General features: G+C 67.3%; 17 protein-coding genes and 3 pseudogenes. 13 read left to right on the plus strand and 7 right to left on the minus strand.

Translation table 11 applies throughout. The annotated features are described in order from the left end of the window. The first annotated feature begins 14 nt into the window (after nt 1–14). From ACZ7G1_RS15120 to ACZ7G1_RS15130, 3 genes and pseudogenes are all read left to right on the plus strand, one after another. Nucleotides 15–602 (plus strand): helix-turn-helix domain-containing protein, encoded by a 588-nt coding sequence (locus ACZ7G1_RS15120; protein ID WP_470874820.1) that lies wholly within the window; start codon nt 15–17, stop codon nt 600–602. A 178-nt stretch (nt 603–780) separates the two neighbouring features. Continuing rightward, nucleotides 781–1,674 carry a class I SAM-dependent methyltransferase gene (locus ACZ7G1_RS15125; RefSeq protein ID WP_470874818.1) on the plus strand — a complete coding sequence of 298 codons (894 nt, stop codon included), beginning with the start codon at nt 781–783 and terminating at the stop codon, nt 1,672–1,674. A 339-nt stretch (nt 1,675–2,013) separates the two neighbouring features. Beyond that, nucleotides 2,014–3,470, plus strand: a pseudogene (locus ACZ7G1_RS15130) (catalase). Between the two features lie 78 nt (nt 3,471–3,548). Here the strand turns inward: ACZ7G1_RS15130 and ACZ7G1_RS15135 are convergent. Then, nucleotides 3,549–3,941: a hypothetical protein gene (locus ACZ7G1_RS15135; protein ID WP_470874930.1), complete on the minus strand. Its 393-nt coding sequence runs from the start codon at nt 3,939–3,941 to the stop codon at nt 3,549–3,551. A 305-nt stretch (nt 3,942–4,246) separates the two neighbouring features. Here ACZ7G1_RS15135 and ACZ7G1_RS15140 point away from each other — a divergent pair, with 305 nt between their 5' ends. The 4 genes and pseudogenes from ACZ7G1_RS15140 to ACZ7G1_RS15155 all read left to right on the plus strand — a co-directional run bounded on the left by ACZ7G1_RS15140 (nt 4,247) and on the right by ACZ7G1_RS15155 (nt 6,431). Beyond that, entirely contained in the window at nt 4,247–4,540 is a 294-nt protein-coding gene (locus ACZ7G1_RS15140; protein ID WP_470874816.1) for a hypothetical protein, read from the plus strand. 288 nt (nt 4,541–4,828) lie between these two features. Continuing rightward, nucleotides 4,829–5,212 carry a hypothetical protein gene (locus ACZ7G1_RS15145; RefSeq protein ID WP_470874814.1) on the plus strand — a complete coding sequence of 128 codons (384 nt, stop codon included), beginning with the start codon at nt 4,829–4,831 and terminating at the stop codon, nt 5,210–5,212. A 104-nt stretch (nt 5,213–5,316) separates the two neighbouring features. Next, a pseudogene (locus ACZ7G1_RS15150) lies at nt 5,317–5,893 on the plus strand (helix-turn-helix domain-containing protein); the annotation flags it as partial. A 145-nt stretch (nt 5,894–6,038) separates the two neighbouring features. Further along, nucleotides 6,039–6,431, plus strand: coding sequence for a hypothetical protein (locus ACZ7G1_RS15155; protein WP_470874938.1), 393 nt, complete (start codon nt 6,039–6,041; stop codon nt 6,429–6,431). A 470-nt stretch (nt 6,432–6,901) separates the two neighbouring features. Here the strand turns inward: ACZ7G1_RS15155 and ACZ7G1_RS15160 are convergent, their stop codons facing one another. Next, nucleotides 6,902–7,216: a hypothetical protein gene (locus ACZ7G1_RS15160; RefSeq protein ID WP_470874813.1), complete on the minus strand. Its 315-nt coding sequence runs from the start codon at nt 7,214–7,216 to the stop codon at nt 6,902–6,904. A gap of 189 nt (nt 7,217–7,405) precedes the next feature. After that, a complete protein-coding gene (locus ACZ7G1_RS15165) occupies nt 7,406–7,543 on the minus strand; it encodes a hypothetical protein (protein WP_470874812.1) in 138 nt (45 codons plus the stop codon). 128 nt (nt 7,544–7,671) lie between these two features. On the opposite strand from ACZ7G1_RS15165, the gene ACZ7G1_RS15170 reads away from it, so the two are divergent. Further along, nucleotides 7,672–8,418 (plus strand): hypothetical protein, encoded by a 747-nt coding sequence (locus ACZ7G1_RS15170; RefSeq protein ID WP_470874928.1) that lies wholly within the window; start codon nt 7,672–7,674, stop codon nt 8,416–8,418. A gap of 98 nt (nt 8,419–8,516) precedes the next feature. On the opposite strand, the pseudogene ACZ7G1_RS15175 reads toward ACZ7G1_RS15170, so the two are convergent. Both ACZ7G1_RS15175 and ACZ7G1_RS15180 read right to left on the minus strand, forming a co-directional pair. Then, a pseudogene (locus ACZ7G1_RS15175) lies at nt 8,517–8,615 on the minus strand (IS5/IS1182 family transposase); the annotation flags it as partial. A 100-nt stretch (nt 8,616–8,715) separates the two neighbouring features. Continuing rightward, nucleotides 8,716–9,303, minus strand: coding sequence for a GNAT family N-acetyltransferase (locus tag ACZ7G1_RS15180; protein ID WP_470874811.1), 588 nt, complete (start codon nt 9,301–9,303; stop codon nt 8,716–8,718). Between the two features lie 525 nt (nt 9,304–9,828). Between ACZ7G1_RS15180 and ACZ7G1_RS15185 the strand changes: the two genes are divergently transcribed. From ACZ7G1_RS15185 to ACZ7G1_RS15200, 4 genes are all read left to right on the plus strand, one after another. After that, nucleotides 9,829–10,134: a hypothetical protein gene (locus ACZ7G1_RS15185; protein WP_470874809.1), complete on the plus strand. Its 306-nt coding sequence runs from the start codon at nt 9,829–9,831 to the stop codon at nt 10,132–10,134. 106 nt (nt 10,135–10,240) lie between these two features. Further along, nucleotides 10,241–10,612: a hypothetical protein gene (locus tag ACZ7G1_RS15190; RefSeq protein WP_470874807.1), complete on the plus strand. Its 372-nt coding sequence runs from the start codon at nt 10,241–10,243 to the stop codon at nt 10,610–10,612. A gap of 16 nt (nt 10,613–10,628) precedes the next feature. Then, nucleotides 10,629–11,003 carry a hypothetical protein gene (locus tag ACZ7G1_RS15195; protein WP_470874805.1) on the plus strand — a complete coding sequence of 125 codons (375 nt, stop codon included), beginning with the start codon at nt 10,629–10,631 and terminating at the stop codon, nt 11,001–11,003. Nucleotides 11,004–11,327: 324 nt separating this feature from the next. Then, entirely contained in the window at nt 11,328–12,065 is a 738-nt protein-coding gene (locus tag ACZ7G1_RS15200) for a VOC family protein (RefSeq protein ID WP_470874803.1), read from the plus strand. Between the two features lie 336 nt (nt 12,066–12,401). Here ACZ7G1_RS15200 and ACZ7G1_RS15205 read toward each other — a convergent pair whose 3' ends face one another. Next, nucleotides 12,402–12,788: a hypothetical protein gene (locus ACZ7G1_RS15205; protein WP_470874801.1), complete on the minus strand. Its 387-nt coding sequence runs from the start codon at nt 12,786–12,788 to the stop codon at nt 12,402–12,404. 436 nt (nt 12,789–13,224) lie between these two features. Here ACZ7G1_RS15205 and ACZ7G1_RS15210 point away from each other — a divergent pair, with 436 nt between their 5' ends. After that, nucleotides 13,225–13,626 carry a DUF5958 family protein gene (locus tag ACZ7G1_RS15210; protein ID WP_470874799.1) on the plus strand — a complete coding sequence of 134 codons (402 nt, stop codon included), beginning with the start codon at nt 13,225–13,227 and terminating at the stop codon, nt 13,624–13,626. Nucleotides 13,627–13,664: 38 nt separating this feature from the next. Here ACZ7G1_RS15210 and ACZ7G1_RS15215 read toward each other — a convergent pair whose 3' ends face one another. Next, on the minus strand, nt 13,665–14,126 hold the full coding sequence (locus tag ACZ7G1_RS15215) for a hypothetical protein (protein WP_470874797.1): 462 nt from the start codon (nt 14,124–14,126) through the stop codon (nt 13,665–13,667). Nucleotides 14,127–14,265 lie beyond the last annotated feature (139 nt).

The following is a 14,265-nucleotide window of genomic DNA, read 5'->3' on the forward strand; positions in this document are numbered from 1 at the left end:
ATATACTCTTGCCCATGACGCAAGAAGATGGGCAGCTGGACAGCCTCGTACGCAAACGGATCCGCGCGCTGCGCGTCGCGCAGGGCTGGTCCCTGGAGGAACTGGCCACTCGCGCCAACCTCAGCCAGTCCTCGCTGAGCCGCATCGAAAACGGTCAGCGCCGCCTCGCCCTGGACCAGCTCGTCACCCTCGCACGCGCCCTGGACACCACCTTGGACCAGCTCGTGGAGAACGCCACCGACAAGGTGGTCGTCAGCCCGATGATCGACGGCAAGCACGGCCTGATGCGCTGGCCGATCAAGAGCGACCCCGGCATGACCGTCATGCGCCAGCGGCTGACCGCGCCTCCGCCCGACAACCCCGCCCGTATGCGCGCCCACCCCGGCCGCGAATGGCTCGTCGTGCTGTCCGGCACGGCCATCCTCATGCTCGGCAACCGGCGGTTTCGTATCGAGACCAACCAGGCCGCAGAGTTCCCCACGATGACGCCGCACGCCATCGGCGCCGAGGGCGGACCGTGCGAAATCATGGGCATCTTCGACCGCGACGCCCGTCGCGGCCACCAGAAGGCCGCCGGCACGGACGGCTCGGAGGCTGACTGAGGCGGCACCCCCGTCCTCACCCAACGACCAGCGACCAGCGACCAGCGAGGTACGGTCGCGCCGGAGACCCCATGGGCAAGGTGAGCGATGTTGCGTGGCAGGCAGCACCCCAGACCATCTTCTTGCGCATGCAGCAAGAGATCGTGCCGTATGCGCATGACAGTCGTACGGTGCCGACATGACCCAAACGCATCAGCACCTCCCCCACCATGGCGAAAGCAGTCGCCACCCCCACGGCGAGCATGCCCACCGCGACGAGCACAGCGATGGTAGTCAGGCGCAGATCCTCGACCTGGACGCCGAGGTGCTCGCCGAGCACATAGCGTCCATCACCGCCTGGCTGCCGGTGATGAGCGAGCCCCGGCAGATCGTGGATCTGGGCTGCGGCACCGGCGCGGGCACCTTCGCACTCCTCGAACGCTTCCCCGAGGCGCATGTCACCGCCGTCGACACCTCGGCCGGACACCTCCGGTTCCTGCGCGAGAAGGCATGCGCCCGTGGTGTCGAGGAGCGCATCCGGACCGTTCAGGCCGACCTCGACGCCAGCCACTGGCCCGACCTCGGCACACCGGATCTGGTGTGGGCCTCGGCCTCGATGCACCACATGGCCGACCCCGACCATGCCCTGGCCAGCGTCCGCGACCTCCTCGCCCCCAGCGGCCTGTTCGCCATCGTCGAGCTCGCGGGCTATCCCCGCTTCCTGCCCACTCATGCTCCCGAGAGCCGGCCCGGTCTCGAAGAACGCGCCCACGCCGCGACCGAAAGCTTCCACTCCGAGCACGTTCCGCACCGCGGGGCCGACTGGGGACCGATGCTGACCACCGCCGGCTTCACCATCGAGGCCGAGCGGACCATCACCGCCCACATCGAAGGCGCGCGCAACGCAGCGATCAGCCGCTACGCCTACGGCAGCCTGCAGCGCATCCGAGGCGTAGCCGCCTCCGCCCTCAGCCCCGAGGACCTCGCCGCCCTCGACGAGCCCCTCGACACCAGCAGCCCGAACAGTCTCCTGCACCGCGAAGATCTCGCCGTACGCACTGAGCGCAGCGTCTGGGCCGCCCGCCGCGCCTGAGAACCGGCCAGCCGCCCCGGCTTGCCTGCCGGGCAGCCGCTGCGCCTCCGGGAAGTTCAAGTCACCGGTCGGCCCAGTCGTCGGTGGGGGTTTCGCCGGTGTGGCCGCCGCGTCCATGAGGCGGTGCCCCGCCGGAAGAGTCGTCTTCTCGACACAGCCGCCGACGCTGGTCGGCTGAGCGCCGACCTCACACCCACCTCGCACCTCGCGATTCCCCCATTGCGTGTAGCGCCTTCATCCTCCGAGAAATGTGAGCGCTGTAAACAGTGCGGACGGGCCATGGCCTCAGGTAGCGGCCTACGCCGAACGGGCAGAGGGCGGGCGAAAGGCAGCAGAGTCATGACCCAGAGCCGACCCACGACGACTACCGACTCCGGGGCCCGGTGGAGAGCGATGAGCATTCGCTCACTGTGGGCCTGGCGGTCCGATCCTCCTCCAGGATGCTTTCCTGATCGAGCAGATGACGCAGTTCAACCGGGAGCGGATCCCGGAACGTCAGCCGCATGCCAAGGGCAGCGGAGCCTTCGGCCACTTCGAGGTCACCCAGGACGTCAGCCGCTGCACCAAGGCCGCGCTGTTCCAGCCGGGAGCCCGTACCGATCTGGTCCTCCGCTTCTCCACGGTGGCCGGGGAGCGCGGGAGCCCGGACACGTGGCGGGATCCGCGGGGCTTCGCGCTGAAGTTCTCTACGTCCGAGGGCAACTACGACATGGTCGGCAACAACACGCCGGTCTTCTTCGTCAAGGATCCGATGAAGTTCCAGCACTTCATCCGGTCCCAGAAGCGGCGTGCGGACAGCAATCTGCGCGACCATGACAGGCAGTTCGATTTCTGGACGCTGTCGCCGGAGTCCGCGCACCAGGTCACCTGGCTGATGAGCGACCGCGGCATCCCGCGGTCCTGGCGTCACATGAACGGCTACACCTCCCACACGTACATGTGGATCAACGCGTCCGGCGAGCGTTTCTGGGTGAAGTACCACTTCAAGACCGACCAGGGCGTCGCGTTCCCCACCCAGGACGAGGCGGACCGGCTGGCCGGCACCGACTCGGACTTCCACATGCGGGACCTGTTCGAGCACATCCGGGACGAGGACTTCCCGTCGTGGACGCTGCACGTCCAGGTGATGCCGTACGAGTACGCGGCCGGCTACCGGTTCAACCCGTTCGACCTCACCAAGGTCTGGCCCCACACCGACAACCCCCTCATCCCCGTCGGCCGCATGACACTCGACCGCAACCCGACCGACAACCACGCCGAGATCGAACAGGCCGCCTTCCAACCGAACAACTTCGTCCCCGGCATCGGCCCCAGCCCCGACCGCATGCCGCTGGCCCGCCGCTTCTCGTACGCGGACGCGCACCGGGCCCGCATCGGCGCCAACTACCAGCAGCTTCCGGTCACGGCCCCGTCGTCGACGTCCACACGTACTCGAAGGACGGCGCGATGGCGTACCGCAAGACCTCCGACCCCGTCTACGCACCCAACTCCAAGGGCGGTCCGGCCGCCGACACCGACCGCTACGACACTCCGCCCGGCTGGACGGCCGACGGAGAGATCACCCGGACGGCCTACGTCACGGCCCGGAAGACGAGGACTGGGGCCAGCCCGGCACCCTCGTACGCGAGGTACTGGACGACGCCGCCCGCGCCCGGCTCGTGAGCAACGTCGTCGGCCACCTCCTCGACGGCGTGACCGAGCCCGTCCTGGAACGCGCCTTCACGTACTGGACCAACATCGACGCGACCCTCGGCAAACGCATTACCGAAGGCGTCCGCGCCAAGCAGGCCTCATAGAGGCCGCCATGATGCCGAGATCTGACCGTCCCCGCCTCGGATCGGAGGGCCGCCCAGCGCTCCTACGGAGACGTCGTCTCACTTACTGAGGTGCCGTCGGATGAACGGTGCCGTTCCCAGGACGAGTGCGGCAAAGACGGTCAGACGCTGAAGGCCAGGCTGAGCGGCGAGGTTGCTGTGCTGGATGCCGTAGACCGCGTACCAGTTGGCGGCTAGGTCGGTCGTCATGATGGCGCAGGCGAGGTCGGTTCCTCGGCGCCTCCCTCTGATCAGCAGCGCGGCGGCGAGCGCGTCCAACAGCGCCAGCGACGACCAGTAGAGGTTGAGCCAGCCCGGTGCCCAGTCATATGGGTGCAGACCGTGTCTGAGAAGGTCGGTGACGTGCGCGGATGCGCCGACGAAGAGTAGGACGGCTGCGATGACGCAGGCCGATATGACCGCCCAGCGCGGGGTGTCGTGCGTCCATCCCATCACGCTGTGGATCCTCCCACCTGAGCCCAGCCGCGAGGAGGCTTAGAAGTGCAGCAGACCTGCTCAGTAGGCGAGTTGGGACGTCGACTGGCAGTTCGCACCTTTGCCCCGTCCGGGTGGGATCGAACCAGACCTGTCAGCCTGATCGCGCCAGTACGTCTTCCCGGATGGTGACTGTGTCGCGGAGAATCCTGCGAGCAGGGAGAGCGGTTCGAACACGGTGGGGGGCTTTGATGTCCGGGCGGGCGCGTGTACGGGTCGGAGTAGGGAAGGCCGGGTACGGCCTGGCGGCTCTCGTCATGGGCGTGTGGCTGATGATCGACGCCGGCCGGGATATCGGACTGCCCGGCGTGGCGATCTTCATGATCTTCGGCGTGGCGTTCTGGGCAGCGAGCAAATGGTGGCAGACCGCTGAGAATCATCCGCCACTGCGAGACCTCACCTACTGGGCGGGATTTCTCGGGTCCATGATCGGGATTGCCGGTGTGTTCTGGGCGGGACCCGTCGTCGTACTGCTGTCGACGGTCGTGCTGATCTGCGCGGGAGGCTGGGCGCTGATCGACGGGGCGACCGACGTCCTGGTCTATCGACGGCAATAGACGTGTGGGGAGCAGGGGCTTGTAGGGGGTGCCACGAACTCCTGGGGAGGACCAAGCGACGCTCAGCAGGTGTTCCTGAAGGGCCAGGACACCCTCCTTCTAACGCTTGTCCCGTAACCGATCTCTGAGGCGGTGCGGATGTGCGTGGGCCGTGGGCCGTGGGCGGGAAGCTAAAAAGGGGCTCGACACGTTCTTCTGCACCACAGGAGGCTCGCGTGAGTTCACCCAGGTGTGACTAATCGGATACTCCTACGACGAGACCTTCGACGTCGGCTGGGGCTGATCATCTTGAGCGAGTACGACATCTACGCCGGCTTCCGGCAGCCGCAGACCCCTGGGGCCACACTCGCGGACGCCGTGCGGACCGACCTCCAAGCGGCCTTCGGTATCGAGTTCTACTGTGACACCGACGGGCAATCCCCCTCCTTCACCTGGGGGGACAACGAGCACTGGCTGAGCTGCTGGGTCGCCGTGCCGCCAGACCTGGACGAGCCGCACCATTCCCATCCGGCCCGGGTCACCGCCAATCAGTCGGACTCGGACGCATGGGCCCACCGGGTCTTCGACGCCTTGGACGCAACGGGCCGGTACTCGCTGTTCATGATCGAGGACGACGAGGACCTGGTCCGGACGAACACGGAGCTCGCCCGCACCGAGTGGGAGGAGCGCTGATCCCGGGAAGAGCGCTGATCCCCTGACCCGCAGCCAAGGGTCCATGCCTGGCTAGGAAGTGATCAGCGCGTCAACACCGGCGGGAACAGTGTGAGGATCTCGCCGTGACTGGAGTGATCACGGCGCCGCAGCAGCGCTGGATAGCCCGTTCACCAGGCTGAGCGCGCGGCAGTGCGACAAGCTGATCACCGCGCCGCAGCGCCAGGGCGCTGATCCGGTCCGCAAAGGCCGACCCTGGAGCCTGCCCTTGGAGGACCCCAGGCCTTGCTGGTCCCCGCGTACTGACGCACCAACCTCACCCTGCGCCAGTTCGGCCCGCTGTTCGGGGTGTCGTAGTCGGCCGCCGAGCGCATCATCAACCAAGTCTCGGGCCGTTGCTCGCGCCGCAGCAGCGCCGGCGGTTCCGCAAGGACACCGTCCTGATCGTGGACGGCGTCTACCGGGGCACCGGCCTGGTCATCCCTCACCACCGCGAACCCGGCCAGGTCGAGTTCCTGGCCTGGAAAGAGGAACACAACGCCTCCCACCGCAAGGTTCGAGCCCGCGTCGAGCACACCTTCGCCCGCACCGTATGCAGACCTGAAAGGCCGTGTAGGTAGCCCGAGAGGTAATCGGACTCTCCGCGACTGCCGCCTCAAAGGCCACGGCGTCCACCACGCCATTGTCGGCATCGCCCGCCTGCGCAACCTCGCCCGCGCGGACGGCGCCCGCAGCCCTCGCCGGGTGGCGGAGGAAGGCCCAGGCCATCCAGCACGCCGTAGATCATTTGCCGGACAACGCTTAGCGACGCGCTCCGCCCGTATTCCTGGGCTGCTTGAATGGGTGAATGATCGAACTGACGATTGCTGTGGCCGCTGCGGCCCTCGTTGGGTGGCTGATGCGCCGAAAGCGGCAGCAGAGGTCCACCGCGATAGACACCGGGAAGCCCGCCGGGGTGCCTTGCATGCTCAAGTGGTCGGCCCAAGGGGCTCGCTGGAAGGCGGGACGTCTGCAGGTCGGTGCCGGTCCCCTCACCTGGACGCCTACCTTTGGCAAGCAGGAAGTCGTTCTGCCGGCTGATCTGTGTCAGGCCGGGGTGCGTTCGCCGTCAGTGCGTGAGGCGATGGCGGTTAATCCGGGGTCCCGGATCGTCGAGTGCGATTCGTCTCAGGGGTCTGTACTGATCGCGGTTATGCCGGACGAGCTGGACCACGTAATCCGGGCTCTGGAGAACGCGTGATTGGCGATGACCCGGTAATGGCCTGGTGATGACCTGGTGACTGGTGATGACCTGGTGATCGCTCTCTCGGCCGAGGAGTGGTCAGCTGGCAGGCGCCATAACGGGATCTTGCCCAGGTCTGCTCGTCATGAGTGTAATCGGGCCTTCAGGCCTGGGACTCGGGACAAGGGGCCTGTCACCGGCTCCAGTTCGTCGCAGATGACCCGGCGCATGGTCCACACCCAGCCTATTGAGGGGACGGACAGGTCGAACGGTATGAAGCGGGGGTGCCAGTTCTCGTCGAAGACGACAGTTCCTCTCTGCGGGAAGTTCCACTGCCGTCCTGTGCTCGGGTTCGAGAGTACGTAGTCGGGAAGGTCCGGCAGTTCCGGATAGTCGCCATTCCCCTGTCTGTGCTCGTTCCCGTTCGCCGGGTGGTCGCTTTCCTCGACGGCGACTGCGCGACGGAAGGTGTCGTAATCCGCAGGTGTTCAGTAGACGCGAAGCAGAAGCCGGCGGGGATCGGCTTTGCGGCGTACCTCGGTGAACTCCCAGACCGTGCCCGGTCCCGGTGCGGCGTTCAGCAGGACCACTTGGGCACCCTCGATGAGCTCGCTCACCGTCTCTTTCCAGCCGTCCAGGGGGAGATAGGCCCGCTGCGCACCGAGCAAAGGCAGCTCTTCACCCGGCCGCCCGACCGCCACGACCCGGCCGAAGCAGGTGAACTGCTGGACGAGGAACTCCTCCTGCGTCAGCCCCGGAAGCTCCAGCGGCGAGCGCAGAGCCAGCCCGGGGCCTGCCCTCAACCGCAGATCGCGAGGCGGCCGGTCGCCGGGGTTCGACGAAGACGACTACAAGCAGCGGCACACGGTCGCGTACGGGACAACCAACTCAGTGGCCTCCGTGCCATCGCTACCAGGTACGACAAACCCGCCGTGCGACACGAAGCGACAGTACGGGTCGAAGCCTTCAACGAGTGGCTCTGACCAGACCTTTCACGCTGGACGCTGGCGACGGCTCTTTCGAACGTCGCGTCGCAGCTGCTCGTAGACAGCGCGCAGGTTGAGGTAGTCGACGGCGAGCGTAACGCCGCGAGCAGCCCACTTCAGTACCGTCACCAGGACCTCGTCCACGGGCAGCCTTCTTTCGACGATCCTATTTCCCTCTCAGACTCTGCTATGGCCCGGAGGGTTGCGCGCTTACGGCAGGGCGAGCCGATTCGTTCGGGTCTTGCGAGGCCGGTGATACTTGCCGAGTGGAGATGCAGGCCGAGGAGGCAGCGCGGCGTTGGCTGGCTGATCAGGGCGTCAGGCAGGTGCGCGACGGGTGGGTGAGGGACAGGAAGCCGGACGTGGTGCTCACGGCCAACCAGGTGGCGCACTCCTGGGCCGGTGATGTGTTCGCCGAAGACATGGATGCGGCCGATCAGGTGCGGTTGGCTTTCGGGTTGCTGGACCTTCTCGACGAGTACTGGGTCACGTGCGAGATCCGGTTCGCGAACGAGAGCGCGGAGGGTCCCCTGCCGGCCGATGTGCTGTGGGACGGCTACCGTCAGCGGTTGGAGGCGGACCGGGACGCCGAGGCCATCACCTACTCGCTGTGGGTGGACTGGTTTGAGGACCACGCCACGTCCGAGACGGCCTTCGCGGAGGTTCTCGGTAACGACATCGACCGGGTGGTGGCCGAGCGATCGGACGGCCTGCTCCGCCGAGCGCGTCGGGTTCTGGAGTGTTCGGGACCGGTGCGTTGGACGGTGAAGGAGCCTACGTACCGCACCGCCATGCGGCTTCCTGCCCTTCACTCGGCCGTCTTTCGCGGCCTACTGGCGAGCTTCCACGACGTCTACGGCGATCTGGAGCCGGCTGCCGCGTTGACCTTCCTCAGTCGGCTCGATCTCCCCGCGAACACCCAGCACGTTGCCGAACTGCGCCACGTCCTTGCTACGGGTCACAAGAACAACTACCGCAGCCCTGGCGCCTGGGACGATGCGGTTCGCTCCTGCTCCTGAGTCGTCGGCCTGGCGGGCCAAGACGGAGAGGCTGGCGACGTAGAGTCCGAAGGGCGAGGTGGATGGTTGCGGCGGTCTGCTCGTAGCGGCTGGCGATGCCCCCGCTGCTGTTGCAAGCGGTTGATTGGCGATCGATCGACAGTGTTGCGCTGCTTGTACGCCTCGCGGTCGAAGGCGGGCGCGTCAGCGGCCGCCCGGCGCGGCGTCCGATCAGGGAACAACGGCTCGAATCACGCCCATTGGGCGACAGTCAACGGCACGTTCAGACGAACGATTAGATGATCCAGACGAGATGGCCTAGGCGTCCATGCCACGCCCTACCCCTTTGCCAGGACCTCTCAGTCGTGTGACGGCCGACTGGACGTCCAGAACCATGGTGTCGGAGTCGCCGGTGCGCCCGACCCGGGCGAAGCCAAGGGTGGTGTAGAGGTGCACTGCGGGGTTGCCGTCCTCGACGCTGAGGCTGAGTCGGGCCGGCGGGGTCGGGCGGCTGCTGGCGGCGGCCAGGATCAGTGCCTCCATCAGGGTGCGGCCGTGGCCGTGGCCGCGGTGTTCGGGCAGGACGCCGAGGGTTAGCTCGGGGACGTTCGCGGCGACGAAGCCGTATCCGGGCTCGGTCTGCGAGAAGTGCCGTGCCCAGGCCGCGCCGATCGGTTCGCCGGCGCTGGTTTCTGCGATGACGCCGAAGTCGTTCTGGCGAGGCCAGTCGGCGAGGTAGCGCGCGGCGCTTGGATTGGCCTCCAAATCCTGCGCTGTGAAGCGATGTTCGCCATTCCAGTTGTAGGCCTCGAGGAGGATGCGCCAGAGGAAGGCGGCGTCATGGGCTACTGCGGGACGAAGAGACATCAACAGCCTTCGACTCAGGACCGGTGCGAGCGATGCCATCCGATGCGATGCGATGCGATGCGATGCGATGCGGGCCGACGATAGGTCGCCGCCTGCGACCCGGCAAGGTGATATGCCGCGAAGGTTGTACCGCCCTCCGGACCCCTGAGACCACTGCCCCTCGAAGACCGCCGCACCCCTGCAGGCAGGCGCGGCCGGCGAGGGTCCTTCACGGTGAGCGCGATGGGAAGCCTGCCCACGGCACGACGAGGGAGTCGGGACCGGGTAGCCCGTGCTCGCGGTGGGGTGCGTGCCGGGGTTCGGGCCGGCGCCGGGTGTCGGGGCAGGGGGCCTCCGGGCGCACGGGGGTGGGCGCGCGGATCGTCAAGGAAGGGTGCGCGGGGGGCAAAGGGTGGGGGGCTGGGGGTGCGTAGGTTTTCTGGCGGGGGCCTTGTGGGGCCGGTCGGGTGGTGAGGATCGGTCTGGGTGGCTTCGTGTGTCCGACCTTTTGCAAAGGATGTCCGTATGTCTGTGTCTGCACGAGTCGCTCGGGGTGTGGCGGTCGGTGCGCTGGCCATCGGTAGCGTGTTCGGCTTCTCTGGGGCTGCGTTCGCCGGGACCAACGGCCAGCAGATCCGGTTCTACGACCAGCGTGGCGACGTCTACTCCATCTACGTGTACGGGACCAATCAGAACGGGCAGCTCGTCGCGGGCTGCTACAACACTCCCAAGACCGACAACTACCTGTACGGCTGGTGGTGGAAGGGCGAGGTTCGTATCACGTGGTACCCGGAGAGCGGGTGCGGCGGTACGGCCATCGAGCCCAGCCCGGAGACGTTCGACATCCCCGTGTCCCAGGGGTCCGACTGGTACACGATCTACGACCTGTGATCGGGCCTTCGCCCTCGCCCTCGCCCTCGCCCTCGGGACTTCGCCTTCGGGATTCGTCCTCGCGACTTCGCCTTCGGGGCTTCGCGTCGTCGACTGAGGAACACGTATGAACTTCCGCAGGAAGACGGGGGCCGCCGTCGGCATGCTTGCCGCGGTCGCGTCCCTCGTGCTGGTCGGCTCGGGGTCCGCGCTCGCGGGGAGCAGTGGCCAGCAGCTCGCGTTCCATGACCGGGTCGGCAACACCTACTCGGTGTGGGTGGACGGCCACAATCAGGGTGGTCAGGGCGTGGCGCGGTGCTTCGACAGCCCGAGCCGGGACAACTACTGGAGTGGCTGGTGGTGGACCAGCAACGTCGAGGTCACCGGTTACAGCGGTGGCTGTGGCGGCGATGGCAGGCCCACCGGCAACGTCACTTTCTCCAGCTCCGTCTGGGTTCCTCTCAGCCAGTCCAGCGACTGGACCATTTTCAGCAACTGAACGGGAGAGTCTTTTCATGAGCATCACTTCACGCCTCGCCAAGGCCGGTGCGGTCACCCTGTTCGGCGCCGCCGCCGTCGGTCTCGGCTCCGGCTCGGCCTTCGCCGGCAGCAACGGCCAGCAGATCAACTTCCACGACCGGCTCGGCACTGTGTACTCCGTGTCGATCGCCGGCTCCAACCAGAACGGCCAGTACGTCGAGGGCTGCTTCTCCACTCCCGGCGTCGACAACTACCTGTCCGGCTGGTGGTGGAAGGGTTATGTCGCCGTGGGCGGGTACACGGACAGCAACTGCGGCAAGAGCGGTGGGCGTCTCATCCTGACCAACCCGGCTGCCGGTCCGGTCCCCGAGTACCAGTCCAACTCCGACTGGTACACCATCAGCGACTGACGGCTGGCGAATCACCCCTCCAGGGGGATCGTTTCTCCATCGAGGCCCCGGGACCGGCACCCGTCCCGGTCCCGGTACCAGTACCCAGCCCGGTCCCGGTACGCCGCCGAGGTCCGGGATCGTCCTTGTGACGTGACACAGTTCCGCGCTCGTGGCCCCGCATCGTCCTTGTGGCGCTGCGGGGCCACGGGGGTGTCGACATTCCCGTACTCGCTGCCGTGCTGCGGGCCAGGGCGGCGGGGGCGGGAGCGCGGGCGGGCGCCGAGTGAACGTCCGGGTGATCGCTACGCCCCCTGACCGGCGGAAACTCCTAGGATCTGGGGCATGGCAACAAGACTCGTGCAGATCAACATGAAGGCCCTGGACGACTCCGCGCTCGGCCGGTTCTGGGCGGAGGCACTCGGCTGGGGTATCGACAGCGAGGGGCCGGGTGTGACCAACCTCGAACCCCTGGGCTTCTCCTACCCCGCCCCCGAGGCCATCTGCATCGACATCATCGCGAGCCCGGAACCCAAGACGGTGAAGAACCGGGTGCACCTTGACCTGGCCACCACCTCGCCCGACCACCAGGCCGAGTTGGTCGCCCGCCTGAAGGATCTCGGGGCGACGCTCGCCGACGTGGGGCAGGGCGACGTCCCCTGGACGGTCATGGCCGACCCGGAGGGCAACGAGTTCTGCGTTCTGGAGCCCCGGCCGATCTACCAGGACACCGGGCCGGTCGCCGCCGTGGTCGTCGACTGCGCCGACCCCCGAGAAATGGCCCGGTTCTGGGGCGAGGCGATGGACTGGACCGTGCACGAGGTCGCCGACGACCACGCGCGCATGCGCTCCGCCGCCGGCGTCGGCCCTTACCTGGAATTCGTCCGCACCCCCGACACCAAGACCGTGTGGAACCGCGTCCACCTGGACGTGCGCCCCTACGCCGGTGGCGAGATCGCCACCGAGGCAGCCCGACTGCGCGCCCTGGGCGCCACCGATCCCGGTATCGACCAGTCCTCGATCGCCTGGACGATCCTGGTCGATCCGGAGGGCAACGAATTCTGCGTCCTCAGCCCTCGCTGAGCTGGAGTCACGTCTCCCAGCGGAGGTGGGTCGGCGACTACCGCTGTGTGGCGTCGGCGCGGGCCACGGGAGGTAGGGAGGACTCGTGACAGCTCATCCGGCGCGCGTCATCGGCCGCCTGGAGGATGACAGGCGGGCTGTCGTGGGTTCCGGTCCTCGTACGGGCACCGGACCCACGGCGGCGGCGCCGACCATCGACCACACTGGACGGTTCGTCCCACCCTTGGCACGTCAGCGCTACCTCGACGCGCTCACCGCGGTCGCCGAGTCCGTGTACGCCCCCGGTTGGCACGTGCGTGGTCAGCCGGAGTGGGCAGTCCGTCGCCGCCAAGTCCCCTAGAACGGCAGTCCCAGCACCCTGATCAGCCACATCACCGCTGGGACGACGCACACAACACCCCACATGCCCGTCGCCAGGAATGCGGCCAGTACGATCCCCAGCCCGGCGACGCGGGTCGGGGCGATCACGCGCGAGGAATCCCGTGGGTCGTAACGGATCTCGTCCCGGCGGCCTCGTACCTGCCCGTGCGTCGTGACCTCGCGGCCTTCCAGGGCGTGGAAGTGCACGATGTAGGCGCTGGTGGCCTCGCTGTCCGGGTCGGGCTCGAACCAGGCTCGTACCGTGATGCCTCGTCGCCGCATCCCCCATCGCAGGTCCAGCTCGGCCATCACCGCCCACAGCCGTAGCAAGGCGATGCCCAACGGCAGCAGCAACCAGGCCACAGGGCCGAGATATCGGGGATTCGCTGGCAGCCAGACGGCCAGAGGGAGCCCAAGGAGGACGTACCAGAGGGCACGTCGCCACCAGGGGCTGCCGCCGCCGCTCCGCGTACGGTCGCGCAGGCCCGCCAGGAGCCGCGGGTCGCGTTCCACCCACACACGAGTGCAGCCGTCGACCAGAACAACTCCTGCTGTCGCGTTGCTCGGCGCCCCCACGGCAGCGCATCCTAGGCGCGTCGGAGAAACGAAGAGGGTGTCGTGAGGGTTGAGAGAGTTGCCAGGATGCGGCAATGCGTCACTTCTAGCGTGATTCTGTGACGTCTAGGACGTCTAGGACGTCTAGGACGCCTGTGACGGGCCGGGATCGGCGATTCGTCAGGCCGCCCGATCGGGGCGAGGGTCGTAGGGCCTCCGTGTCGCTGGACCGCGAGAGGTGCTCATGAACGGGCGAGACATCATCCTCAACGAGCTGGCCCAGGGCCTGCGCCCAATGGCACAGGGCGTTGAGTGGTTCGACTCCTTCGGTCAGGAGGAGCAGGCTGACGTGCTGCGCTACCTGGTCCATCACTGCGTGCAGGCCCGCGTCGTCGCGGAGGACGGGCGGGAGAGCATCCGGCGGGCCGGGCTGCGGCCGACGCACACGCCTGCGGTTCTGATCACTCGCGGCCCGATCGACCAGCAGCTGGGGAAGATCGCCGGCCTTCTCCCGGTCGATGAGCGCCGCAAGGCGTTTCGGCTGTTGGTCGCGGTGCTGGGTGTCGCGGACGAGCGTCGTCGCGAGCGCTTCTGTTCTGGTGGATGCGGTCATTGGTGGCACAACTTGGCTGTCGTCGGAGGGTGATGGGAATCCTCTGACCTCTCCTCTGCCAACGGCCGTGTTCATACGCGCGTGTCGTCTGCGTCGGATCCGGTCGCCGCGCTCAGGGACCGCAGGGCGTCATCGTATGAGTGTCGGTCGAATCGGAACGGGCCGAAGGCCGTGTAGTCGCGGTTCTTGCGGTGCGGTTGTTCGAAGGCGTCCCAGGTTACGGAGTCCGGCGTCGCGGTGATGCGGGCCATGAGGGGCCAGCAGCCCCACTCGCCGCATTCACAGCCGAGGACAGGTGTCTTAGGGCCTGGTGCGCCGGCGGATCGGCCCAGGAAGTGGTCTCGCATCGGGCCGAAGCGGAAGAATTCCGGGATCAGGCCGCCGTAGGCGTCGCCGGCGGGCTTCATTTCGGCCGCGATCTCGAACCTGTCGATCAGGTCGGTGAGCGGTACTCCGTCGATGTACGGGACGACTACGAGGGGACCGTCATCGCCGCGGCGCCGGCAGTCGAAGCGGATCTTGTTGTTGGGCATCCTGTGATTGTCCCAGTGCGCGGCGAGGACGCTCGTTCGAAGCGGCGCCGGAGCACAACGTCTGTGCATCCGTGGTGGAGAGCTCTCTGTGACGTGCCAGATAAGGATTGGTCCGCGGATAACGGTGTCTCTACCCTGA

Source organism: Streptomyces sp. NPDC037273, assembly GCF_055603625.1.